The organism is Clostridium tyrobutyricum, from assembly GCF_019144085.1.
Taxonomy (GTDB): Bacteria; Bacillota; Clostridia; order Clostridiales; family Clostridiaceae; genus Clostridium_B; species Clostridium_B tyrobutyricum_A.
In genome coordinates this window covers 1-23,499 of sequence record NZ_JAHHUY010000041.1, presented here as the reverse complement: position 1 = coordinate 23,499, position 23,499 = coordinate 1, and the positions used below count along the sequence as shown (strand labels likewise).

Here is a 23,499-nt window from a genome sequence, read left to right as displayed (position 1 = left end):
TTAGAGTTATGCTCAAGGCTATAGTAACCTATTATAGAGGTGAGTACGAATGAATAAAAAATTTAAACTAAGAATACTTTCATTAATTACAGTATTATCAATAAGTAGTATTACTTTTGCTGGATGCAGTTTTGCAAAAGCTCAAAACTCAGATTCCAGCAGCAGTAAGAGTAGTTCTACTGCTAAAGTTACTACAAAACAGGATAAGAAATCTTCAACTCCAACATCTACGTCAGTATCAAATCAGATTAAGAATGATACTGCTAAACAAAATCAGTATTATCTTTCTGATTTCAAAATGGTGTTAAATAAATTAGCATCTTCAAAGGCTATAACATCTTCTCAAGAATCAGCAATATTAAATGTATTTAATAAGCAAAAAATAACATCAGAAAATTTTGAAGCACAATTGGATACATTAACAAAAGGAAAAGTTATAACACAGTCTCAAAAATTAAAGATACTTGATTCATTTAAAGCAAATAATAAAGTATCCAAAGCTCCAATAGATAAAAATAATTCAACTAATAAGGACAAGTTACAGCACAATAACTCTAAGACTACATCCAATAAAAATGTTAATCAAAAATCCAAAAATAAATAAGAAGAATATATGAGTATGACACAATATTGTCACATTAGTTGTATAAAATTATACTATACTAAGAAATTGATCTTAGGAAAAATATAATAATTCCCTATACACAAAATAAGCGCCTATGTTTTTAGAGCGCTTATTTTGTAGTTAAATTTAAATATTAACTATTTATACTATCGAAAAAAAGTAAAAATAGTTAATATAATAGTAGGGGGTGTTTTTATGAAAAGAAATCTTATAAGTATTGATTGGGATTATTTTATACCTATAGATGAAAGATGGAGTGGTTCATATATTGAAAACAAAAGAAATATCATGACAATATGGTATAAAAGATATTTTGAAAATAAAAAGTGTGGAATAAATATAGAAAAGTCTATTAGAGAGGGGATACAATTAAGTCCATTTTTAAAAAAGATAAAGAATTACTTTAATTTCGGGAAAAAAATAAATATGTATGTATCTGATTCTCATAAATTTTCTTACGATATAGCGAAACTGAATAAATGCAGTAATATAATAAATTTTGATGCCCATTCTGATCTTGGCTATGGTGGTCTTAAATCTCTTGGATTTGAACTGAACTGTGCAAATTGGCTTGGAAAATTATTAAAAAATAAAGTAGCCAATACAGCCAGTATAGTATACAGTCCCTATACATATGAAAAACCAGAAGAATTCTCAGAAATAAACAGTGAATTTTATATAAAGTATCCAGATATTGAACATTTATCTAAAATTAAAGTTGATGCAATTCATATATGCAGATCTGGAAGCTGGACACCTCCTTGGCTTGACTATAAATTCTATGATTTTATAAAATCCTTTAATATTCCATACAATATTATTGATTGTCCAAAGAGAAACTGGAATCCCAAAAATCTTAAACTGGCAGATAAAATATACATGATGCTTTAGTTATGGTATAATTTTACTCGCAATTATAATCGGAAAAGAGGTATTCATATGAAAATAGCAGTTATTTCAGACATACATGGAAATCTTGAGGCACTTGAGGAGGCGTTTTCCAATATTCAAAATAGAGATGTAGATACTGTATTGTGTCTTGGAGACTTAGTAGGATACGGTCCCTATCCAAATGAAGTAGTAGAGTTTATAAAAAAGAACAATATATTGAGCATACTTGGAAATTATGATGCTGCTGTGTTGGAAGAAAAATTTAATTATATAAGGGATAATGAAGTAAATAAATTCTGCATGCCATGGGCTGCCAAAGAAGTCAACAAGGAAAATAAAACTTACTTAAAATCACTTCCAAGACAAATAGTTATTGAATTTAACAATAGGAAAATCAGATTTGTACATGGAAGTACAAGGGCTATAAATGAATATTTAATTGAAAATTCCAGGCAATCGGAAGAAGTAATGGAAAATTTGCAGGAAGATATTTTAGTATGTGCACATACGCATATACCTTTTAGAAAAGATTATGGGAGTAAAATACTTTTAAATGATGGAAGTATTGGAAAACCTAAAATAGGAAGGCCAAATGGAACTTATCTCATTATAGATTTGGAATCAAATCACATAAAAACTGAAATTATAGAATTTACATATGATTATAAAAAAACTATAGAAGCCATGAAAAAGAAGGAAATACATGAATCCTGTATTAATAATATAAGAACTGGAGTTGAGTAAATAATACTGAAAAACGATATGGAACATGTTAACATTTTAGGCATACATATCAAAATGAAAGGACTGGATATATGCTTGAAATAAAAGATGTTAGCAAAAAATTTAAAGATTCAAAGGTAGTTGATAGACTGTCCTTTAACGTTAAAGAAGGAGAAATAGTCGGACTGCTGGGTGAAAATGGTGCAGGAAAAACTACTACATTGAGAATGATTTCAACTATGTTGAAGCCCACTGAAGGTACCATAAAAGTAAATGAATATGATGTAGTTAAAAATCCTTCACAAGTGAGAAGAGAAATTGGTGTTTTATTTGGCGGCGAAGTGGGAATTTACGATAGGTTATCAGCTAGAGAGAATATTGAGTATTTTGGAAGATTGTATGAAATGACTAAAGAAAATATAGACAAGAGAATAGGGGAACTTACTCAAGATTTGAAAATGGAAGAGTATATAGACAAAAGAGCGGGAAAATTTTCACGTGGTATGAAGCAGAAAGTTTCCATAGCAAGAACTATAGTTCATTCTCCAAAGGTAATGTTATTTGATGAACCAAGTACTGGACTAGATGTTTCTGCTGCCAGAGTCATACATGAATTTATTTTAAAATGTAAAAGTGAGAATAAGATAATTCTTCTCTCCTCCCATTCTATGGAGGAAGTAGAGAAGCTTTGTGACAGGCTAGTCATAATTCATAGTGGAAAACTTGTAGATGAAGGTACAGTAAGCTATTTAAAAGAAAAATATAAAAATGATGATTTGGAAGAAGTTTTTATCAAATTAATAGGGGGTAAATAAAATGAATAACTTTTGGGTGATTTTGAAAAAAGAACTTACAGACATATTCAGAGACAAAAAGACACTTATATTCACTATATTACTTCCTATTATAATGTATCCTGCCATGTTTAAAATTATAGATTCTACTATAGAAAACACTACCAATTCAGTCAAAAAAAATGTTGCTATCGCATACAGAGGAGATGAAAACTCTTCCATATATAAGATTTTAAAATCTATGAATAATATAACTATAGATAAAAGCGGCAATGAAGATGAAAAACTGAAAAAAGGAAAGATATCCATTATAGTGGATGTACCTAAAGATTTTGACTCGAAAATTTCATCTGAAAATAAAACCAATATAAATATAATATATGATGAAGATTCCAATAAATCCAATATGGCGTATTCCATGCTAAAGGAAAATTTTGATAAATACAGCAGTAATATAGTAAATAATAGATTAAAATCAAGAGGTATTAGTGGAAGTGTTTTAACACCTTTTGACATAAAACAAAGTACCTTAAGTAAACAGAGTGGAGATTCTATGGCTCAAGGTATATTGAATGTACTGCCAACTATAATAATTATATTCATGATAAGTCCTACTATAGGAATAGCAGCAGATTTAATAGCAGGAGAAAAGGAGAGGGGGACTTTTGAACCTCTTTTGTCAACATCAGCAGGAAGAATGTCTATATTTTCTGGAAAGCTTGCAGCTATCTCATCTGTAGCATTTATTACTTTGATAGTAACTTTAGGCTCAATGATAAGTTCAATGATTTATATATTTTCAAGTGGTGGTCAATTTACTATACCCCTGGGAGCTTTTGCAGTTATAGGAATAGTTTCTATATTTGTATTGGTGGCACTTAGTTCCATAGAAATATCCATAAGTATATTTGCACGGTCTATGAAGGAGGCAAATACTTATTTAGGTGGGTTTATAGTTCCAGTAATGATATTAACCTACATACCATTTATGATGGATGCCAAAAACATAAGCTTTGCATTTTTCAATATTCCTGTAGTAAATGCTGTTGTAGTTATGAAAGAGGCCATTGTGGGAATATTTAATCCTACACATATCTTAGTAGTTATACTATGGCATATTGCCTATGTAATAGCAGCCGTGCTGCTTGCAAGATTTATGTTTTCAAAAGAAGAAGTTGTATTTAGATCTTAAAAAATTCAGGGCATCGCTTGATGTCCTGAATTTTTTTATCTGCTTTTCTATATGGTTTGCCTTTTTGTGAAAATCAATCTTGAAAATGAGAGTATGATTGCCAGTATACAGAAAGCTGCTGAAGTCAAATATACAAATTTCATGGCATATATGAAAACATCAGGTCTTGATGAAACAAAATTAGTTACCTTGTACCCTATTTTTGAACTCATTCGATTGTATAGTAAAACTACAGCAAAAGATGTTCCAAATACCATACCCATATTTCTAACAAGAGCATTTATACTACCGGCTATACCTAATTTATCTTTAGGTGCCAGTGACATGATCAATGAATTATTTGGAGATTGAAATAGACCATTTCCTATGCCTAAGATTGCAATCCCTATTATTATGTGGAAATAAGTAGAGTTTGAATTTAATGAAGACATTATTACAAGACCTACAACAGTAAAAGACAGGCCAAGAAATGTAGGAATTTCTCCACCTATTTTATCAGATATATAACCACTTAATGGAGCAATTATTCCTGCGAATATTGGGAATACAACCATTAACATGCCTGATTTGGCAGGAGATATTTTAATTAAATATTGCAGATAAAATGGATAAATTATGTTGTTGCAGAATATTACTGTAAAAGATATAAAAGCACATAACAAACTTACATTAAATAATTTATTTTTGAATATGGAAAATTCCATCATAGGTTTTCTTATTTTACTTTCTACAAAATAAAATAGTACTATACATAAAATCGCAATTATAAAAGCCCATATTATATAAACATTACTCCATCCCAGTTTTTCTCCACTGGAAAGTGCCCAAAAGATACATATAATAGATATTATGAATAAAAAGCATCCAGTGAAATCAAGGTCTTTTAAATTTCCATTTTTATTATCCTTTGGCAATATTTTTATGACAGCTATAAATGCAATTATTCCAATTGGTATATTTATGATGAATATGGATTGCCAGTTGAAAAATTGTACTAAAAAACCACCAATTGGTGGACCGAGCATAGTTCCTATAGCAACTGTAGATCCAGATAATCCAAGAGCTCTTCCTCTTTCGTCAGGCAGAAATGTTTCAGCTATTATTCCTTGATTTGAGGACATTATCATAGCAGCTCCTATTGCCTGAATTATTCTTGAAATTATAAGAAATTGAATTGTGCTTGAAAGTGCACATAAAAGAGAACCAAATGAGAATATCATAAATCCTCTATGGAATACTTTACATTTGCCTATTAAATCACCTATTCTCCCAAACATAAGAATTAATGCTGATATTACAATTAAATAACTGGTTACAACCCATTGAATAGTATCTATTCCAACAGATAATTTACTTGCCATATCAGGTAGTGCCACATTTACTATACTTGCATCTATAGTTGCTATAAGAGGTCCCATTAATACCACAGCCAGTATTTTAAATTTGTCCTTTCTTTCTTTCATATAAAATTTAATCTCCTTTCTGTGTAAATCCAATACAGTACGTTTTAATTTAAATATTTTTGTGTGTCAAACCAAATCCAGAGTCAAATATGAATATATAATAGTATAATATTGTAGATAATTTATTCCAAATTTTTAAATATATACAATCATATTATGTATTTACATGCACAAGGTTAATTATTCATAGAACATTAACAAATTATTATAATATTTTAATATGTTGAAAAAATGTAAAAAGTGAATTGTAATATTTAGTACTTTTATTCTAAAGTGTCCATTTGATTTTGATGGGCACTTTTAAATTTGTATTTTGTTAATTATTTTGACATAACATCGTAATATATAAATTATACAATTATTGTTATAAATATGAAACATAAAAGGAGGGCAATAATTTGTATAATAAAATAAAATTGAACAGGCGTCATATTCCATTTGTGTTTATACTGCTGCTGTCAATAGTTTTGAATTTTGTAAATCTTGGTATAGAAGGGTATGGAAATACATTTTATGCAGCAGGTGTAAAAAGCATGATGATGAATTTGAAAAATTTCTTCTTTGCATCTTTTGATCCTGCAGGTTTTGTAACTATTGACAAGCCACCGGTGGGTTTCTGGATTCAGACTATATCTGCAAAGATATTTGGATTTAGTGGTTGGAGCATACTCCTGCCGCAGGCTCTGGCAGGAGTAATTTCAGTTGCAGTTATATACCATCTTGTTAGAAGATCTTTTGGAAATAAGGCAGGTCTTATTGCGGCATTGTGCCTTGCGGTAACTCCTATATCGGTGGCAGCAGGAAGGAATAATACAATCGACAATTTGCTTGTACTTCCAATGCTGCTTGCATGCTGGGCTGCACTAATAGCGGCAGAAAGAGGAAAAATCAAATATCTTGTACTGAGTCTTGTACTGGTGGGTATAGGATTTAATATAAAAATGGCAGAGGCATATATGGTAGCTCCTGCGATATATATAACATATCTTCTGGCATCCACTATGAGTTTCAAAAAGAAGATAAGGGATCTTATTATAGGTACTGTAGTACTTTTAGTAGTATCATTGTCATGGGCTGTAATAGTAGATTTAATACCTGCAAGCCAAAGACCATATATAGGAAGTAGCACCAACAATACTGTCATGCAGCTTATAATAGGTCACAATGGTCTGGAGAGGATTGGAATAGGTGGTAGAAACGGTCAACTGAATAATAATTCGAAAAAAAGAAATAGTTTTGATCAAAGAAACAATTTTGGAGGAGCAGGTAATTCTAATTTAGCAGGTAGTTTTAAAAATGTGAACAACTATGGGTCAGAAAATAATTTCAGATCCAGAAATAATTCTATAACAGGGAACAATTCTAAAAATAGGGTAAATGAAGCTTATGGCAGAAATTTACAAAGCGGTATATTCAGATTATTCGGCAGTGGAAATATGTCGGATCAGATATCATGGATTCTAATGCTTGCTATAATTGGATTTATTGTTGCTGCAGTAAAGGAAAAACTGAAAGCTCCATTCAACAACAGGATAAAATTGTCACTTATATTATGGGTCGCATGGCTCCTGCCTGAATTCATATATTTCAGTTTTTCGAAAAATATAACACACACATATTACCTGACTACAATGGCACCATCCATTGCAGCATTAGCTGGAATTGGATTATTTGAGATGTGGGAATTTTATAAGTCATATTCCAATAAATCATGGATTTTGCCGGCTGCGCTTATTCTGAACGGCTTTATTGAGATACTCATTTTATCCTATAATAATAAATCTACTGGATACAGAATAATCATCATATTAACAGCAATTTTATGCATTGTATCTTCGATAATACTGTGTATAATTAATTTAAGTAAGCTATATAAAAACAAGATAGTAATAGGCAGGATATTTACTGCTGTTGCATTTGTAGGTATATTAGCTGCTCCTGCGGTCTGGTCATTTACTCCAATGTTTTATAAAATGAATGGAAGCAGTCCATCGGCAGGATTGGAACTTTCAAGAAGCAATAATCGATCATCCACTGGCATGTACAATGATGAAAGTAGTGGGAGTGATTCCAAGCTTATAAGTTTTCTGGAGAAAAATTATAAGGGGGAGAAATATCTTGTGGCAGTTCCTTCAGCCACATCCTATGGTTCTGAACTTATACTTGAAACAGGTAAACCTGTAATGGCACTTGGAGGATTTAGTGGTTCTGATCCAATACTTACATTAAAACAGTTCAAACAGCTGGTTGATGGTGGAGTTGTAAGATATGCCCTGATAAGCAGCAAGGGTGGCAGCAAGATGAACAGTTCCAGTAACAATATTAATAATTGGATAAGAAAAAATGGTATAATAGTTCCAGAAAGTAAATGGAAAGATTCAACCAGTTCAACACAGCAGTTGGCGAATCGATCATTTGTGAGTGGTTCCAGATTTTCAGGGGGAGTAAAGTCAACAGAAGTGTATGATTTGAAACCTGCTCATTCTTGATATTTATATAATATAAAGGAGAGGATTAATTTTGATAGTAAAAAATGTAACCTTTCATATCAAGCCAGATTATACTCAGAAATTTATTGCGGCAACACTTGAAAATCAAAGGAATTCAAAACTTGAGAAAGGAGTCAGCTGTTTTGACTTTCTTCAATGCAAGGATGATCCAACAGTATTTTTGCTGTATGAAGGATACATCTCCGAATATGATATGGAAGAACATCTGAAAACGGAGCATTTCAATAAATGGATAAATACTGTGGAAAAGTGGTTTTCAAGTCCGAGGAAAAAAGTCACATATGTTTCCGTGTGAAAATTATAATATGTAGAATTAAGTATATGGAGAGTGTCCACGTGTTGTGGACACTCTCCATACCTGTTTCTTCAATATAAAGACATACATATTCATACTGTAATTAACTTTATTGAAATTTTACCAAAAGATTACCTTTTGTAGAACTTCTTTATTGTATTGCATACAAAATCTACCTCATCTTCAGTTATTTCAGGATATATTGGAAGTGCTATAACTTCTTTTGAAAGTTTTTCAGCTATAGGGAAATCTCCTTCTTTATATCCAAGATAACTAAAACACTTTTGAAGGTGAAGAGGTATTGGATAGTAGATACTGCTGCCTATTTCATTTTCTTTCAAATAAGCTGCCAATTCATCACGTTTTTCTGCAAGTATGTTGAATACATAGTAAACTCCCTTTTGTTCTCCTTTTATCTTGGGGAATCTTACATATTCACAATCAGAAAGTCTTTCTTCATACCATTTTGCTGCGTTGGCTCTTTTTTCTATGGCATTATCAATATATTTAAGTTTAACTGAAAGTACAGCTGCCTGAATTGTATCAAGTCTGGAATTATAACCTATGTAATCATAATGATATTTTTTTGATGCACCGTGTACTCTAAACATTTTAGCTAATTTTCCAAGTTCATCATCATTTGTAACTATCATTCCTGCATCACCATATGCACCCAAGGTTTTAGTAGGGAAGAATGAGAATACACCCATATCACCAACAGTGCCTGAATGCTTATATAAGGATCCAGTTCCCTTCCAACGCATACCAAAAGCTTCAGCAGCATCTTCCAGTACTCTTAAATTGTGAGATTTTGCTATAGACATTATTTTATCCATATTGCACATTTGTGAGAACAGATGAATAGGAAGTATACCTACTGTTTTATCTGTGATTTTTTCTTCTATTTTGTTTGCATCTAAACTGAAACTTTCTTCATCTACATCTACAAATACAGGTTTTGCATTATGCTTTGAAAGACATGATGCTGATGCTAAAAATGTAAAAGGAGAAGTTATTACTTCTTTGCCGTTTTTGAAACCAAGTATGTCTGAAGCTATTACGAGAGCATCAGTACCAGAAGCCACACCTATGGCATATTTTGCTCCAGTATACTTTTTTATGGATTCTTCAAGATTGGATACTTCATCTCCAAGTATGAAATTTCCACTTTCTATTACCTTTGATATGGCACTGTTGAATTCCTCTTTTTTCTCATGATATTCTCTTTGAGGACTGTAAAATTTAACTTTCATATATAATCCACCCTTTAATATTATTTTTTAATTTTTTCTACAACATCTATAAGATTTTCCACTACGTATTCTGCATCTTCTTTTGAAAGAGTAGAGTACATTGGAAGAGTTATTTCATTTTCATACTGTGCATAGGCATTTGGATAATCTCCTATGGAATATCCCAGATTTTTATATGCAGTAAACATTGGAAGAGGTGTAAAATGAACATTGGTTGCAATATCTCTATCTGCCATTGCTTTTATTACTTCATTTCTAGCAACTTCTTTGAAATTTCTCAATCTAAGTGTATAAAGGTGATAAGAAGTGACTGTATCATCCTCTTTTTCAAAAGGAATTATTGCCCATTCTTTATCCTTTAGAGCATCTGTATATATGTCAAATATTGCTTTACGTATTTTAAGCATATTTTCATATCTTGAAAGCTGAATAAGACCTATGGCTGCATTTATATCAGTCATATTGCATTTATAACCTGGATATATTATGTCATATTTCCATGCACCAGCTTTCATCTTTGAAAGAGCATCTTTTGATTGACCGTGGAGGGACATCAATTTAAGATCTTTTACTAAATCTTCTTTGCCCAGTAAATTATTATTGTTGAAAGTTACTGCACCACCTTCAGCAGTGGTCAAATTTTTTACTGCATGAAATGAAAAAACATGAGCATCCATTTGTGAACCGACTTTTTTGCCTTTATAGCTGGCTCCAAAGGCGTGTGCGGAATCGGATACCAGCAGTATGTCTTCACGTCCCTTAGCTTTTAATACTTCATGAATTTTGTCATAGTCAACTGGAACACCTGCAATGTCTACTGAATATATGGCTTTTGTATTTGGTTTTATGGCATCATATAATTTATCTATATCTATGAGAAAACTATCCTTTTTTACGTCTACAAATGTAGGCTTTATCCCTCTATGAATAGATACACTTGCAGTAGCAGTATATGTATAAGGCGTAGTTATAACATCATCACCACTTTTTATATTAAATACTTGAAGTAGGAGCTCCAATCCTGCAGTAGCATTTCCAACAGCTACAGCATGATTGGAATTGCAGTAAGTTGAAAGATGTTTTTCAAATTCCGCAGTTTTAGGTCCTGTAGTTATCCAACCTGATTTTAAAACATCTACTACTGCATCTATTTCAGATTGACTTATATCTGGAGGAGAAAATGTAATTTTTTTATTCATAAATATCAAATCCCTTCGCTAAAATTATTTAAATGTTAAGCGCTGTTTGAGCACTGAAAAAACCTGTATCCTTAGTTATATAAATGTAATCATTTTTCATTATTTCAGAATGTAGAAAATCTGTCAAATTTTTAAGCTCTCTCCCTGTAAATGAACTTTTATTATTTCCAGGCATGGAAAAAATATAGTCCATAAGAGGTATTTCATTGGTTATTTTCAAACTGTCTTCATACCGTTTTAATTTTACATTGTTAAACCATTTATTCAACTTTTCCATACCGTTTTCAAGTTGAAAGTTTTCAGTAAGGGCCCAACTGTTTAATGTTAAATTTTTGGAACCAAAAACATTGATTATATCTCTCATTTCCTTCATATGATTTTTCCCAACGGTAGAAGCGTATAATATTCCACCTGGTTTTAAAACTCTGTTTATTTCTGACAATGCCAGATCTATATTTGAAATATGATATAACATATTATTGGCAATTACAACATCAAAGCTATTATCTTTAAATGGAATTTTTTGTGCATCGGCTATTTTAAAATCAAATCTTACCGAGTGTTTACCTAAATTTACTTCTGCATCTTTCAACATACCTTCAGAAAAATCAGTAAGAACTATATTCCAGCCTTCAGGTATTCTGTTTAAATTTTTTTGCCACAATTCTCCATCCCCACAACCAAGCTCCAATATACGAGAATCCGTTTTTATATACAGATGTTCAAAAAACCAATTCATCCATCCTTTGGCATTTATACTGAATAGCTCGTGAATCTTTATTCGTGCTTTTAAATTGGAAGCATTTTCATATTGATTCATCCATTTTTGATCTGTATTTATTATGCTTATTATATTTATGAATTTATCCCAATTTAATGTATTGCTGGTGTCCAGCATGTTTATAGCTTCATCTATTGATTTTATTACCGCTTCTATATGATGTACTTTTTCCTTCATTATAACCTGTTGTATTTCCAAAGATTTTTTTATATTACTGTCTTCCATATCATAGTTCATTATTCTTGATATGTCTTTTAGTGAAAGACCTATGAATTTCAAAGTTAAAATTTTTTGTAATTTCCCAAAGTCCGACTTGCTGTAGAGTCTGTGTCCTGCTTTGGTGTAACTGCAAGGTTTCAATAGATTTATCTTGTCATAATATCTTAAAGTTCTAAGTGTAACTCCAGATTTTTTTGCGAATTCGCCTGTAGTAAAAATAGGAGCTTCATTATTATTCATATTTGTCCTCCTAAGACATATTATCACATTACGTAACGTCACTTGCAATATTTATATGAAAATAATTTATTGTTTTTAATTTGCAAGAAATCTATAATTATATTAGTACTGAGTATATTATTAAAGGAAGGATAAAAAATGAATTCATATAGGCTTGAAAAAGTGTTAAAACTTATGGAATCAAAAAGTATACCTCAGCTTATTGTATCAGATCCAGCATCAATATTTTATTTAACTGGAAAGTGGATACATCCAGGTGAGAGATTGCTTGCTCTTTATTTAAATGTAAACGGAAATAATAAATTGTTTATAAATGAACTATTTCCTTTAAAAGAGGATATTGGAGTAGACAAAATATGGTTTAAAGATACAGATGATGGAGTATTTTTAATTTCCAGATATGTAGATAAAAATTTACCTGTGGGAATAGACAAGAATTGGCCGGCTAAATTTTTGTTGACACTTATGGAACTGGAAGCGAGCAGTACTTTCTTAAATAGTTCTGAAATACTTGATAGAATAAGAATGTGCAAGGATGACAGGGAAAAGGATTATATGAGGAAAGCATCAAGATTGAATGATATTGCAATGGGAAGACTTGTAGAATTAATTTCTGAAAAACATACAGAGAAAGATATGGGAAAATTTCTATATGATATATATGAAAATTTGGGAGCAGATGGATTTTCTTTTGATCCTATTATAGCTTATGGGGAAAATGGTTCAGATCCACACCATGAATCAGACAGCTCAATTTTAAAACCAGGTGAAGCTATAACCATGGATATAGGATGTGTTAAAAATTCATATTGTTCTGATATGACCAGAACTGTATTCTATAAATATGTTCCTGATGATAGCAAAAAGGTATATGATGTAGTTTTAGAAGCAAACAGGAGGGGAGTTGAGGCAGTTAAACCAGGTGCAAGATTTTGTGATATAGATGCAGCTGCTAGATCATATATAGAAGGTCAGGGCTATGGTAAATATTTTACTCATAGAACCGGTCATTCTATAGGAATTGAGTGTCATGATCTAGGTGATGTATCTTCAACAAATACTGATAGGATAAAACCGGGGATGATATTCTCCATTGAACCAGGTATATATATTCCAGACAAAGTAGGTATTAGAATAGAAGATTTGGTTCTAGTTACAGAAAGTGGATGTGAAGTATTGAATAAATACGACAAAGATTTAACTGTAGTACAATAGAGTTGCATATAGTCAGCAAATATTGTAATATTTATTGGAAAGGCATTTTTTACATGTAAAATGCCTTTTATTAAGTCATATATTGATATAATATCTTGAATTGTACATAATATAAATAAGTTAACAGAAAAGGAATGATTTTATGAGCGAAAATAAAGTTACTTCAAATTTTATAAAAAACATAGTTGCAGAGGATTTAAAGTCCGGACAATATAAAGAAATTATAACCCGTTTTCCTCCAGAACCCAATGGATACTTACATATAGGCCATGCTAAATCCATCGTATTGAATTTTGGATTGGCCGACGAATTTAATGGGAGGACAAATCTTCGTTTTGATGATACAAATCCTATAAAAGAAGATACGGAGTATGTAAAATCCATAAAGGAAGATGTAAAATGGCTTGGATACGATTGGGATGAACTTCATTTTGCATCAAATTATTTTGATGAAATGTATAAACGTGCTCTACTTCTCATAAAAAAAGGCAAAGCCTATGTATGTGATTTATCTGCAGAGGAAATAAGAGAATATAGAGGCACACTTAAAAAGCCGGGTAAGGAAAGCCCCTATAGAAACAGAACTGTAGATGAAAATTTAGAGCTGTTTGAAAAAATGAAAAATGGCGAATATAAAGACGGTGAAAAAGTTCTTAGAGCTAAGATAGATGTAAAATCTCCAAATATAAACATGAGGGACCCTATAATTTATCGTATAGCTCATGCATACCATCAAAATACAGGAGACAAGTGGTGCATATATCCAATGTATGATTTTGCCCACCCATTGGAAGATGCCATAGAAGGAGTGACTCATTCCATATGTACTCTTGAATTTGAAGATCATAGACCATTATATGATTGGATTGTAAGAGAATGTGAAATGAAAAAAGTACCTAAGCAGATAGAATTTGCAAGGTTGAATATTACAAATACCGTTATGAGCAAGAGAAAATTGAAAAAACTTGTAGATGAAAAATTTGTGGATGGATGGGATGATCCTCGTATGCCTACTATTGCAGGCTTGAGAAGAAGAGGATTTACACCTGGATCAATTCGTAATTTTTGCAGGGCAATAGGCGTGGCCAAAGCTAGCAGTGTAGTGGATTCACAGATGCTGGATTATTTTTTAAGAGATGATCTTGAAAAGAAGGCTCCTAGAACCATGGCAGTTTTGAGACCTCTAAAAGTTGTAATAACAAATTATCCCGATGGAAAAATAGAAAATTTTGAAGTGGAAAACAATCCTGATGATCCTACTGCAGGAACTAGAAATGTACCTTTTTCAAAAGAATTGTACATTGAACAGGAAGATTTTATGGAAAATCCACCTAAAAAATATTATAGATTATTTATAGGAAATGAAGTAAGATTGAAGAGTGCTTATTTCATAAAGTGTAATGAGGTCGTTAAAGATGAATCTGGAAATATAGTGGAACTTCACTGTACTTATGATCCTGAATCAAGAGGTGGAAATAGTCCTGATGGGAGAAAAGTCAGGGGCACAATTCATTGGGTGAATGTAGAAACTGCAATTCCTGCAGAAATCAGACTGTATCAACCATTGATTGTGGAAGATGGAGAAGATGGAAGTGACTCATTTTTAGACAATGTTAATCCTAATTCATTAGAAATACTTAATGGATTTTTAGAGCCTAATATGAAAGATGTAAAGTCCGGACAAAAGTATCAATTTTTCAGACATGGATATTTTAGTGCAGATCCAAAATACACTAAAGAAGGTAAGCTAGTATTTAATAGAATTGTTTCTTTAAAGAGTTCATTTAAAATAAAAAAATAGATATTAAAAATATGTAGATAAACTAATTAAAGTTTATCTACATATTTTTTAAACACTAATACAATATTTTTTACCCATAATAATTGGATGGTAAGATTTTTTGGCTTTTCTCAATCCTTCCAGACCAAGATCCTGTTCTCTATTTATATACTTTACATCAGGTAAATACTTTTCAACAAAATATTTATTTATAAATGTATATATTCCATTTATATTTGGAAATCCTTTTTCTATATGTATAATTCCCATATCCGAATTTACTTTTTCACCTATTGTAAATGCAGAGATTTCATCATCTACATATACAGCAGCGGCCATCAAATTTAATTTTTCCATATAATTTGATATCTCGGTTATTCCTTCCAGTTCATAGTACAGATATTTATTATCACTGTTTTTGGTGTTATACCATATTTGAGATGCTTTAAGTAAATCTTCTTTAACTTCAGGCTCAAAAAAGTCCCTAGTCTCATAATTATAAGTTTTTATAAAACGATTATAATGATTTTTCTTTGAATGAAGTTTTTTCCCGGATAGTGTCATGAGTTTTTGGGTATCGTATATATAATCAAAATTATCTATATCTTCTTCAACATGTATATTGCCATAGATTTTTTTCAGATCCTCTAAAAAACTATCTTCTGCATCTCCAAAAAGATATGGCATATCATTAACTTGTCTGTACTCTTTAAGATTTTCTACTATATCTTTAAGACTTTTATCTGTGTATCCTATAGGCTGCATAAAGTAGTAATTATCATCGAAACCTCTTTTTTTAATAATTAATGCATCATCTAATATTGTGTAGCTGATATCGCAGCCTTTTCTCCAAATTAAAAGACTTGTAAATGAGTATTCACAGGTACTAAATCTATAATCCTGTAAATATTTATCAAAGATCTCTTTGTCTTCGATAGTTAAGGGCTTAAATTCAAGCATAAATAATCTCCTTGTTATATTAATTAGTATTATTAATAGTTATTTAAATTCTCCCATTCGGTTCTTAAAATACCATAGAGATACATATCGTATCTTTTGTTATCTCTATGAATAAATTCTCTATATACACCTTCTCTTTTAAAACCTAGCTTTTCATATAGTTTTATGGCTGGAGTATTGTAAGACAATACAGTAAGTTGAATTCTATGTAGATTCAATTCCTCAAATCCAAATTCCATAGTTAGGTTAAATGCTTCAGTTCCAATACCGAGACCTCTGTTTTGTTTTTCTCCAATACCTATATATATAACTGCTGTTCCATTATTCCATAGTATATCCTCGAAACCAGTGACTCCTATGAATTTATCATCTTTTAAAGTTTTAATAGCAAATATAAATTTATCAGAGGATTTTTTTACGTCATCTATCATAGGTTTTAATTCATCTATAGATCTTGGAAATGCTGAAATCATATCATAATTTCTTAAAAAAGGTATATTATTATACCATTTTTCAAAATCTTTTAGATATTCTTCTTTAAATGAAGTAAGTATAATTTTTGATCCTTTCAATAGATTATTGGTCAATTTGTACACTCCTTAATAAAAAGTTAAAATTAATAGATAATAATTTTTATATACATTATTATAGCTTATAGTTGTATAGTAATTCAAATTAAAATATTATTTTTAATATATGGTTGATTTAAATTTTTTATGTGATAGAATAAATATGTAAAGAGTTAACAATTTAATATTATAAGGAGAGGTCATGTGATGATCTGAGAGTGGAATGTTATTCCTTATCCTCATAACCTGATTTGGATAATGCCAACGTAGGGAAACGCAGTATACATATGGCTATTTTATATACAAATTCTATCAGGATTTGTATATTTTATTTTAGCATGTATTTGAATTGGATTATGAGGAAACAAGAAATTGTTTCCTTTTTTGCGTATATCTCTATAGTATTTTTATTTATAAGGGAGGTGTAGGTATTATGATAGTAAATGGTCAGGAAAGAAAATTTAAAGAAGGTATTACTGTACTTGAGCTTTTAAAGGATTTAAAAATTGAACCTACTCATGTAGCTGTTGAAGTAGATCTGGATATAATAGATAAAGATAAATTTGAAGCTACAAAATTAGACAGCAGTTCAAAAGTAGAAATCATAAGATTTGTAGGTGGAGGTTGATATATAATTAAAAATCAAATCAATTATAATATTAATATACGGAGGTTTATCATATGGATGAATTGATTATTGGAGGACAAAAATTAAATAGCAGATTGTTTGTAGGTACTGGCAAATATTCATCAGACGGAATATTGCCTGAAGTTTTGAAGTCTTCTGGTTCAAATGTAGTAACTGTAGCACTTAGAAGAGTTGATGTAAATTCAAATAGAGGAAATATTATAGATTTTATAGGAAAAGAATGTACATTGCTGCCAAATACTTCAGGGTCAAGAACGGCAGATGAAGTAGTAAGACTAGCCAAGCTAGGCAGAGCAGCGGGATGTGGAAACTGGATAAAAATAGAGGCAATATCTGATAATAAATATTTACTTCCAGATAATATAGAAACTATAAAGGCAACAGAAATTTTAGTAAAGGAAGGTTTTGTAGTTCTTCCATATATAAATCCAGATCTATCAGATGCCAAAAGACTGGTAAATGCAGGTGCAGCTGCCATTATGCCACTGGGATCTCCTATAGGTTCAAACAGGGGTATAAGAACTGAAGAGATGCTCAGAATACTTATAGATGAAATTGATATACCAATAGTAGTCGATGCAGGAATTGGCAAGCCATCTGATGCAACCATGGTTATGGAAATGGGCGCGGATGCTGTACTTGTTAATACAGCTATAGCTACATCAGAAGACCCTGTACTTATGGCGGAAGCATTTAAATATGCAGTAAAAGCTGGAAGACAGGCATATATTGCAAAAACTGGACCTGAAAGAAAAATTGCTTCAGCGTCTTCACCACTTACAGGATTTTTGGATTAGGAGTGACTAATATGGGTATTTATGAAGAAATACATCAATATGATGATTTTGATTTTGATAGTTTTTTTAATAATGTTACAGATAATCAAATAGAAAAAATCCTTCTTAAGGATAGAATTACAAGAGAAGATTTTTTGGAACTTTTATCTCCAAGAGCTGAAAAGTATATAGAGCCGATGGCAAAAAAAGCTAGGGATATAACTCTTAGAAATTTTGGTAAAAGTATAGTGTTGTATACTCCCATGTATATTGCAAATTATTGTACAAATAAATGTATTTACTGTGGATACAATGTAGAAAACAAGATAGCACGAAAAAAAATGACCTATGAAGAAATTGAAAAAGAAGCCAAGTCCATAGCTGAAACTGGTTTAAAACATATAATACTTTTAACAGGAGAATCGAGACATCATTGTCCTATGGACTATTTAAAGGAAGCTGTTAGAATACTTAAAAAATACTTTGATTCCATATGTCTTGAAATATATCCTCTTGAAGAAGATGAGTACAGGGAATTAGTAAATTTGGGGGCTAACAGTTTAACCGTATATCAGGAAACATATAATGAAGAAGTATATAAGAGTGTGCATCTAGCGGGAAAGAAGAGAGATTATAGATATAGATTGGAAGCCCTGGACAGGGGATGCAGGGCAGGAATACATTCAGTTGGCATGAGTGCGCTCCTTGGACTTTACAAGTGGAGAAATGAAGTGTTTTTGACAGGAGTACATGCAGATTATATTTCAAAAACCTATCCATCAGTTGAAATAAGTATGTCTGTTCCAAGAATAAGACCTCATGCAGGAAGTCCAATTAAAATATATGATGTTACTGATAGAAATTTTGTACAAGCAGCTATGGCATATAAAATATTTTTACAGAGAGCTGGTTTTAATGTAACTACAAGAGAAAGTGCGGAAATGAGAAATAATCTTATACCACTTGGAGTTACAAAGATGTCTGCTGGAGTTACTACAGAAGTAGGTGGACATTCACTGAATGATAAAGATAAGGGAGAAGGCCAGTTTGAGATATCCGATGGTAGATCTGTAGATGAGATAAAGACTACTGTAGAGAAGCTGGGCTACAATCCTGTTTTTAAAGATTGGCAGTTTTGTTAGATGGAAAATAAAGATATCTTTAAATTAAAAGGGTCTAAAAAGATAATTGTAGTTACAAACAGACAGCTGATTAAAGAAAATTTTTTTAAAACAGTTAAAAAATGTGTTTTATATGGTGCTGATGCTGTAATGCTTAGAGAAAAGGATTTACAGTATGAAGAACTTATGGAAATCGGAGAACAGATCAAGAATATAACAGATAATTATGGTATTCCACTTATAATAAATGGAAATTTCAGGGCAGCCCTTGAACTTGAAGCATATGGATTTCATACAGGTTTTGAAAAATTCAAGAGTATGGATAGAAATGAAAAGAACAGCTTGTGCATTGGAGTTTCAGTGCACAGTTCCAAAGAGGCCGTAGAAGCAGAAAAATTAGGAGCAGACTATGTAATGGCAGGCAATGTATTTGAAACTAGCTGTAAAATAGGGTTAAAGGGGAGAGGAATTAATTTTATAGATGATATAGCAAATAAAATATTTATACCTGTAATTGCTATAGGAGGAATTGGACATGAAAATATTGAGTCCGTTTTAGGTACCAAGGCAAGTGGTGCAGCTATAATGTCATATGCAATGAATCTTTAATGTAAAAAATACTATCAGTTTTCTAACTGATAGTATTTTTTTATGTTTAAATAGTAACGTTTGTGAGGCTGTTTAATACAATAGAAGTATAGAACACAAGATAAAAAATCAGAGTACCTATTAAGTAATATAAAAAGATGATAAGGAGGGGTCTATTATGTCAAGAAAATGCGGAGGTTACGATTCAGGCAGAAAGTGTGGATCAGGAAAAGAGGTATTAGTAATAATAATATTACTAATATTGTTCTGTGGAGTTAGTTGCTAATACAGGTATTAGTATGACATAGCCAATATTTATAGTAACAATTTAGCAATCTTACTAATATACTGTAATTGAACAAAGGATTAAAAATGAGTTAACTTAAAATATTTAGATGATAAGGAGGGGTCTTTATGTCACGTTCATGTAGATGTGGATCTAGAGGTGGAAATAGAGGAGTATTGGTAATAATAATAATACTAATACTTTGCTGTGGTGTTAGCTGCGGTGACAGATAATAATTACTAATGAAACACTAGATAAATAATTAACTTTTAAAGAGGGACTTAATGTCCCTCTTCTATTTACAGAGGATTAAAAATTAATACGCTTGAAGTTTTTTGGATGATAAGGAGGGATTTTTATGTCATGTAGACATACTCACAGATGTCATAGAGACAGAGGATGCGGTTGCGGATTCTTTGGTGGTGGAAATGAATGTATAATAATAATACTCATAATACTATTTTGTGGATGCAGAAGAAGATTTTGTTAATTAAATATTTCAGGAAAATGACTCTGTCATTTTCCTTTTTTAATCAAGCAATTCATACATATAATCTATATCTTTTATAGTTATTGTATTTTTATTCATCTCAATTAAATTTTCATTTTTCATGTTTATAAGTTCTCTTGAAAGCGAGGGACGGGGAACTCCAAGCTGCTCAGCTAGTTCTTTCTTTGTCATATTTAATTTTATGGTTGAATTATTTTGAAATTTATATTGTTCTATTATATAAAAACATATCTTTTGTCTTAAAGTTTGATAGGACATACTTTTTACTTTCCTATTTAACATGAGTATTTTATTTGACAAAAGGGCCATAAAATTATTTAAAAATATAGGGCTAATGCTGCAAAGCTTCAGTATATTTTCTTTGGATATAAATAGTATTTTAGAATTATTGGAAGAAATTATTGTAGCAGGATATTTGTTCTTGTTTGAAAATATTATAACTTCCCCAAATATATTTCCAATGTTTAGTTTACTTATAGTAATGTTTTTACCTGAAGCATATATTTTTTGAACTTCAACATTTCCATCAAGCAATATGCCTATTTTTGCACAATGCGAGTCTTCAATTGCAATGACTTCATCTTTCTCATAGTTTTTTACTATATAATTTATTTTACTTATCAAATCTTTTATATTATTTTCAGTAAAATTATTCATTAAAATACATTTTTTTAGTGAGCCGATAAATACATCCATAATACATACCTTTCATAAATAAATTATTTTATTGTTTATGGTAACATAAGTTACTGATATTATAACACTATTTTATTATAATAAAATCATAAAATAAATATTAAATCGGGGGTATGTAAAATGATAAGAAAAATTGTTAATATAGATAAAGAAAAATGTAATGGATGTGGATTGTGTATAGATGCCTGTCATGAAGGAGCCATAAAACTTAAAAATGGAAAAGCTGAACTCATAAGTGATGAATATTGTGATGGCTTAGGTGATTGTCTTCCAGAATGTCCTACAGGTGCCATAAAAATAATAGAACGAGAAAGCAAAGAATATAATGAGGAATTAGTTATGAAGAAAAAATCCCAGCAAAAAGCAGACAAAATTCCATGTGGATGTCCGGGTACAGTTGCCAGAAGTATTTTAAGGGCTGAAAAACCTAAGGTTAAAAATGTCAAAGAAAATATAAAAAATGACAGTATATCAGAATTAAGACAATGGCCGGTACAGTTAAAACTTATAAATACTAGAGCACCCTATTTGAATGAGGCAGATTTACTGGTAGCAGCTGATTGTACAGCATATGCTTATTCCAATTTTCACAGTGATTTTATTAAGGACCATATAACGGTCATAGGGTGTCCTAAATTAGACGATATAGCTTATTATGAGGATAAACTTGCAGAGATTATAGCAAATAACAATTTAAAGAGTATAACTGTAGTCAGAATGGAAGTTCCATGCTGTGGTGGTATAGTAAGTGCAGTTAAAAGTGCTATGTTGAAATCACAGACTATAATTCCATATAAAGAAGTTATAATATCTACGGACGGAAATATACTTTACAGATAAATATAAATTTATAAATAGTTTAAGAATCTCTTTTATTTTAGAGGAGATCTTAAACTATTTTGTTTTGATTATTTGTTGTATTCAAACGTACCATATTTTACAGGCTTATAATTGCTTACCATAATGTTTCCTTTTGATATAACATATGCAATATTTAAATCATTATCCAGGAGAAGTATATCAGCATCAAATCCCTCTTTTATGTGACCTTTGTTTTTAAATTTCAACAGACTGGAAGGAGATGAAGTTAAAGGAATCAAAGAATTTTCTATTGATATCCCCCTTTGGTATAATTCCTTTATAGTTTCCATGTTGGTAGTTGGCAAACCAACAGTTAATTTAAGCAGTTTGCCATTGTCATCAAATATTGGCATACTTCCTCCTGCGTCGGAACTCATAGTCACATTATATGGGCATATATTTTCTTTTAACAGTTTTATATACAAGTCTGTGGCTGATAATGCACTGTCACCTTCATTTTTTATTCCCGTAGTTATATCTATATATCCACCTGTTTTGGCATATTCTATAGATTGTTTAACAAGTAAAGAATTTCTATTTACATGGGTTGGAAGCAAGTTTTCATGAGGAATTTCTGAATTGTCAATTATATTAAATAGTGGCTCTAGTCCTCTTTTGCCATCCCCAAGGTGCATATACAATATTCCGCATTTTCCTGACAAAAGACCTCCTACTCTTGTTTCACTGGCAATATGTATCAGGTCACTGTATGAAGGGCAGCTGCTTCTGTGATCCGATATTGCTATTTCTCCGGCACCTATTATTTTATCAACTAGAACTAAATCTCCACGAACTGTATCTGTTAGAGTTCTGGTTGGAACTTCATAGCATCCGGTCCAACAGTAAGTTGTAAGTCCTTCCTCCTCTAATGACCGCGCTTTTGCAACAAGGCTTCCCATACTTCTTGTAATACCGTCTGTACCTAGTAGTCCCACACATGTAGTAATTCCACTCATAGTAAAGTTAGTAAGTACCATTTCAGGTGTTCGTGTATTAAAACCACCTTCACCGCCGGCACCGTCAAAATGCATGTGCATATCTATTAAACCAGGCACGGCAATCAGGCCTTCAGCATCTATTGTTGTAATTTCAGGAAAATTTCTTTTGGATAAATCTATTTTAGGTGATATATAAGCTATTTTATCAAAACTTACAAATATATTCTTCTTCCCTAAAGGTTCAGGAGCATAAATATCTACATTTTTAATTAAGATCATAGTTGAAACACTTCCTTGATATTAGTATAAAATTAGTATATATCTTTTTACTGAATTTATACTAATTACCTAAGTTTTGTACAAA

The 23,499-nt window shown here is 31.1% G+C and carries 23 protein-coding genes and 1 riboswitch; of the genes, 15 read left to right on the top strand and 8 right to left on the bottom strand.

Annotation, left to right across the window (positions count from 1 at the left end):
* The first annotated feature begins 49 nt into the window (after positions 1-49).
* The 5 genes from KM800_RS13775 to KM800_RS13755 all read left to right on the top strand — a co-directional run bounded on the left by KM800_RS13775 (position 50) and on the right by KM800_RS13755 (position 4,225).
* The gene (locus tag KM800_RS13775) at positions 50-604 is read left to right on the top strand and encodes a hypothetical protein (protein WP_217813600.1); all 555 of its coding nucleotides are present in this window, start codon (positions 50-52) and stop codon (positions 602-604) included.
* A 216-nt stretch (positions 605-820) separates the two neighbouring features.
* The gene (locus KM800_RS13770; protein WP_217813599.1) at positions 821-1,516 is read left to right on the top strand and encodes an arginase; all 696 of its coding nucleotides are present in this window, start codon (positions 821-823) and stop codon (positions 1,514-1,516) included.
* 48 nt (positions 1,517-1,564) lie between these two features.
* Complete coding sequence (locus KM800_RS13765) at positions 1,565-2,260, top strand: metallophosphoesterase family protein (RefSeq protein ID WP_217813598.1); 696 nt, start codon at positions 1,565-1,567, stop codon at positions 2,258-2,260.
* Between the two features lie 71 nt (positions 2,261-2,331).
* Positions 2,332-3,054: an ATP-binding cassette domain-containing protein gene (locus KM800_RS13760; RefSeq protein ID WP_217813597.1), complete on the top strand. Its 723-nt coding sequence runs from the start codon at positions 2,332-2,334 to the stop codon at positions 3,052-3,054.
* A 1-nt stretch (position 3,055) separates the two neighbouring features.
* Entirely contained in the window at positions 3,056-4,225 is a 1,170-nt protein-coding gene (locus KM800_RS13755) for an ABC transporter permease (RefSeq protein WP_217813596.1), read from the top strand.
* A gap of 47 nt (positions 4,226-4,272) precedes the next feature.
* On the opposite strand, the gene KM800_RS13750 is transcribed toward KM800_RS13755, so the two are convergent.
* Positions 4,273-5,688, bottom strand: a complete 1,416-nt coding sequence (locus KM800_RS13750) for an MFS transporter (RefSeq protein ID WP_217813595.1) — start codon at positions 5,686-5,688, stop codon at positions 4,273-4,275.
* A gap of 398 nt (positions 5,689-6,086) precedes the next feature.
* Between KM800_RS13750 and KM800_RS13745 the strand changes: the two genes are divergently transcribed.
* Together KM800_RS13745 and KM800_RS13740 are read left to right on the top strand one after the other, a co-directional pair.
* Positions 6,087-8,177, top strand: coding sequence for an ArnT family glycosyltransferase (locus KM800_RS13745; protein ID WP_217813594.1), 2,091 nt, complete (start codon positions 6,087-6,089; stop codon positions 8,175-8,177).
* 31 nt (positions 8,178-8,208) lie between these two features.
* Positions 8,209-8,493 (top strand): putative quinol monooxygenase, encoded by a 285-nt coding sequence (locus tag KM800_RS13740; protein ID WP_017751001.1) that lies wholly within the window; start codon positions 8,209-8,211, stop codon positions 8,491-8,493.
* Positions 8,494-8,624: 131 nt separating this feature from the next.
* Here KM800_RS13740 and KM800_RS13735 read toward each other — a convergent pair whose 3' ends face one another.
* Genes KM800_RS13735 through KM800_RS13725 form a run of 3 tightly spaced genes read right to left on the bottom strand, consistent with a single transcriptional unit; the run spans position 8,625 to position 12,185 of the window.
* Positions 8,625-9,746 carry a DegT/DnrJ/EryC1/StrS family aminotransferase gene (locus tag KM800_RS13735; protein WP_217813593.1) on the bottom strand — a complete coding sequence of 374 codons (1,122 nt, stop codon included), beginning with the start codon at positions 9,744-9,746 and terminating at the stop codon, positions 8,625-8,627.
* Between the two features lie 20 nt (positions 9,747-9,766).
* On the bottom strand, positions 9,767-10,945 hold the full coding sequence (locus KM800_RS13730; protein WP_217813592.1) for a DegT/DnrJ/EryC1/StrS family aminotransferase: 1,179 nt from the start codon (positions 10,943-10,945) through the stop codon (positions 9,767-9,769).
* A 28-nt stretch (positions 10,946-10,973) separates the two neighbouring features.
* Positions 10,974-12,185, bottom strand: coding sequence for a MerR family transcriptional regulator (locus tag KM800_RS13725; RefSeq protein WP_217813591.1), 1,212 nt, complete (start codon positions 12,183-12,185; stop codon positions 10,974-10,976).
* Between the two features lie 138 nt (positions 12,186-12,323).
* Between KM800_RS13725 and KM800_RS13720 the strand changes: the two genes are divergently transcribed.
* Positions 12,324-13,400, top strand: a complete 1,077-nt coding sequence (locus KM800_RS13720) for a M24 family metallopeptidase (protein WP_217813590.1) — start codon at positions 12,324-12,326, stop codon at positions 13,398-13,400.
* A gap of 142 nt (positions 13,401-13,542) precedes the next feature.
* Positions 13,543-15,201, top strand: coding sequence for a glutamine--tRNA ligase/YqeY domain fusion protein (locus KM800_RS13715; RefSeq protein ID WP_217813589.1), 1,659 nt, complete (start codon positions 13,543-13,545; stop codon positions 15,199-15,201).
* Positions 15,202-15,249: 48 nt separating this feature from the next.
* Here the strand turns inward: KM800_RS13715 and KM800_RS13710 are convergent, their stop codons facing one another.
* Positions 15,250-16,140 carry a DUF2156 domain-containing protein gene (locus KM800_RS13710; protein WP_217813588.1) on the bottom strand — a complete coding sequence of 297 codons (891 nt, stop codon included), beginning with the start codon at positions 16,138-16,140 and terminating at the stop codon, positions 15,250-15,252.
* A gap of 32 nt (positions 16,141-16,172) precedes the next feature.
* Positions 16,173-16,727: a GNAT family N-acetyltransferase gene (locus tag KM800_RS13705; RefSeq protein ID WP_217813587.1), complete on the bottom strand. Its 555-nt coding sequence runs from the start codon at positions 16,725-16,727 to the stop codon at positions 16,173-16,175.
* 164 nt (positions 16,728-16,891) lie between these two features.
* Positions 16,892-16,999: riboswitch (TPP riboswitch) on the top strand.
* Positions 17,000-17,142: 143 nt separating this feature from the next.
* On the opposite strand from KM800_RS13705, the gene thiS reads away from it, so the two are divergent.
* The 5 genes from thiS to KM800_RS15570 all read left to right on the top strand — a co-directional run bounded on the left by thiS (position 17,143) and on the right by KM800_RS15570 (position 20,619).
* Positions 17,143-17,337, top strand: a complete 195-nt coding sequence (gene thiS, locus KM800_RS13700) for a sulfur carrier protein ThiS (RefSeq protein ID WP_217813586.1) — start codon at positions 17,143-17,145, stop codon at positions 17,335-17,337.
* Between the two features lie 53 nt (positions 17,338-17,390).
* Positions 17,391-18,155: a thiazole synthase gene (locus tag KM800_RS13695; protein WP_217813585.1), complete on the top strand. Its 765-nt coding sequence runs from the start codon at positions 17,391-17,393 to the stop codon at positions 18,153-18,155.
* 11 nt (positions 18,156-18,166) lie between these two features.
* Positions 18,167-19,276 (top strand): 2-iminoacetate synthase ThiH, encoded by a 1,110-nt coding sequence (gene thiH, locus KM800_RS13690; protein ID WP_217813584.1) that lies wholly within the window; start codon positions 18,167-18,169, stop codon positions 19,274-19,276.
* Complete coding sequence (locus tag KM800_RS13685) at positions 19,277-19,864, top strand: thiamine phosphate synthase (protein WP_217813583.1); 588 nt, start codon at positions 19,277-19,279, stop codon at positions 19,862-19,864.
* A 623-nt stretch (positions 19,865-20,487) separates the two neighbouring features.
* Positions 20,488-20,619 carry a hypothetical protein gene (locus tag KM800_RS15570; protein WP_254906567.1) on the top strand — a complete coding sequence of 44 codons (132 nt, stop codon included), beginning with the start codon at positions 20,488-20,490 and terminating at the stop codon, positions 20,617-20,619.
* Positions 20,620-20,658: 39 nt separating this feature from the next.
* Here the strand turns inward: KM800_RS15570 and KM800_RS13680 are convergent, their stop codons facing one another.
* Complete coding sequence (locus KM800_RS13680; protein WP_217813582.1) at positions 20,659-21,336, bottom strand: Crp/Fnr family transcriptional regulator; 678 nt, start codon at positions 21,334-21,336, stop codon at positions 20,659-20,661.
* A gap of 120 nt (positions 21,337-21,456) precedes the next feature.
* Between KM800_RS13680 and KM800_RS13675 the strand changes: the two genes are divergently transcribed.
* Positions 21,457-22,176 carry an ATP-binding protein gene (locus KM800_RS13675; protein ID WP_217813581.1) on the top strand — a complete coding sequence of 240 codons (720 nt, stop codon included), beginning with the start codon at positions 21,457-21,459 and terminating at the stop codon, positions 22,174-22,176.
* 68 nt (positions 22,177-22,244) lie between these two features.
* Here the strand turns inward: KM800_RS13675 and iadA are convergent, their stop codons facing one another.
* Positions 22,245-23,414 carry a beta-aspartyl-peptidase gene (gene iadA, locus KM800_RS13670; protein ID WP_217813580.1) on the bottom strand — a complete coding sequence of 390 codons (1,170 nt, stop codon included), beginning with the start codon at positions 23,412-23,414 and terminating at the stop codon, positions 22,245-22,247.
* Positions 23,415-23,499: the final 85 nt, after the last annotated feature.

Coding starts and splice junctions, on each gene's coding strand:
- KM800_RS13770 (WP_217813599.1), top strand. CDS start 821: ATGAAAAGAAATCTTATAAGTATTGATTGGGATTATTTTATACCTATA.
- KM800_RS13765 (WP_217813598.1), top strand. CDS start 1,565: ATGAAAATAGCAGTTATTTCAGACATACATGGAAATCTTGAGGCACTT.
- KM800_RS13715 (WP_217813589.1), top strand. CDS start 13,543: ATGAGCGAAAATAAAGTTACTTCAAATTTTATAAAAAACATAGTTGCA.
- KM800_RS13685 (WP_217813583.1), top strand. CDS start 19,277: ATGGAAAATAAAGATATCTTTAAATTAAAAGGGTCTAAAAAGATAATT.
- KM800_RS13720 (WP_217813590.1), top strand. CDS start 12,324: ATGAATTCATATAGGCTTGAAAAAGTGTTAAAACTTATGGAATCAAAA.
- KM800_RS13755 (WP_217813596.1), top strand. CDS start 3,056: ATGAATAACTTTTGGGTGATTTTGAAAAAAGAACTTACAGACATATTC.
- KM800_RS13775 (WP_217813600.1), top strand. CDS start 50: ATGAATAAAAAATTTAAACTAAGAATACTTTCATTAATTACAGTATTA.
- iadA (WP_217813580.1), bottom strand. CDS start 23,414: ATGATCTTAATTAAAAATGTAGATATTTATGCTCCTGAACCTTTAGGG.
- KM800_RS13735 (WP_217813593.1), bottom strand. CDS start 9,746: ATGAAAGTTAAATTTTACAGTCCTCAAAGAGAATATCATGAGAAAAAA.
- thiS (WP_217813586.1), top strand. CDS start 17,143: ATGATAGTAAATGGTCAGGAAAGAAAATTTAAAGAAGGTATTACTGTA.
- KM800_RS13725 (WP_217813591.1), bottom strand. CDS start 12,185: ATGAATAATAATGAAGCTCCTATTTTTACTACAGGCGAATTCGCAAAA.
- KM800_RS15570 (WP_254906567.1), top strand. CDS start 20,488: ATGTCATGTAGACATACTCACAGATGTCATAGAGACAGAGGATGCGGT.
- KM800_RS13760 (WP_217813597.1), top strand. CDS start 2,332: ATGCTTGAAATAAAAGATGTTAGCAAAAAATTTAAAGATTCAAAGGTA.
- KM800_RS13675 (WP_217813581.1), top strand. CDS start 21,457: ATGATAAGAAAAATTGTTAATATAGATAAAGAAAAATGTAATGGATGT.
- KM800_RS13680 (WP_217813582.1), bottom strand. CDS start 21,336: ATGGATGTATTTATCGGCTCACTAAAAAAATGTATTTTAATGAATAAT.
- KM800_RS13750 (WP_217813595.1), bottom strand. CDS start 5,688: ATGAAAGAAAGAAAGGACAAATTTAAAATACTGGCTGTGGTATTAATG.
- KM800_RS13710 (WP_217813588.1), bottom strand. CDS start 16,140: ATGCTTGAATTTAAGCCCTTAACTATCGAAGACAAAGAGATCTTTGAT.
- thiH (WP_217813584.1), top strand. CDS start 18,167: ATGGGTATTTATGAAGAAATACATCAATATGATGATTTTGATTTTGAT.
- KM800_RS13695 (WP_217813585.1), top strand. CDS start 17,391: ATGGATGAATTGATTATTGGAGGACAAAAATTAAATAGCAGATTGTTT.
- KM800_RS13730 (WP_217813592.1), bottom strand. CDS start 10,945: ATGAATAAAAAAATTACATTTTCTCCTCCAGATATAAGTCAATCTGAA.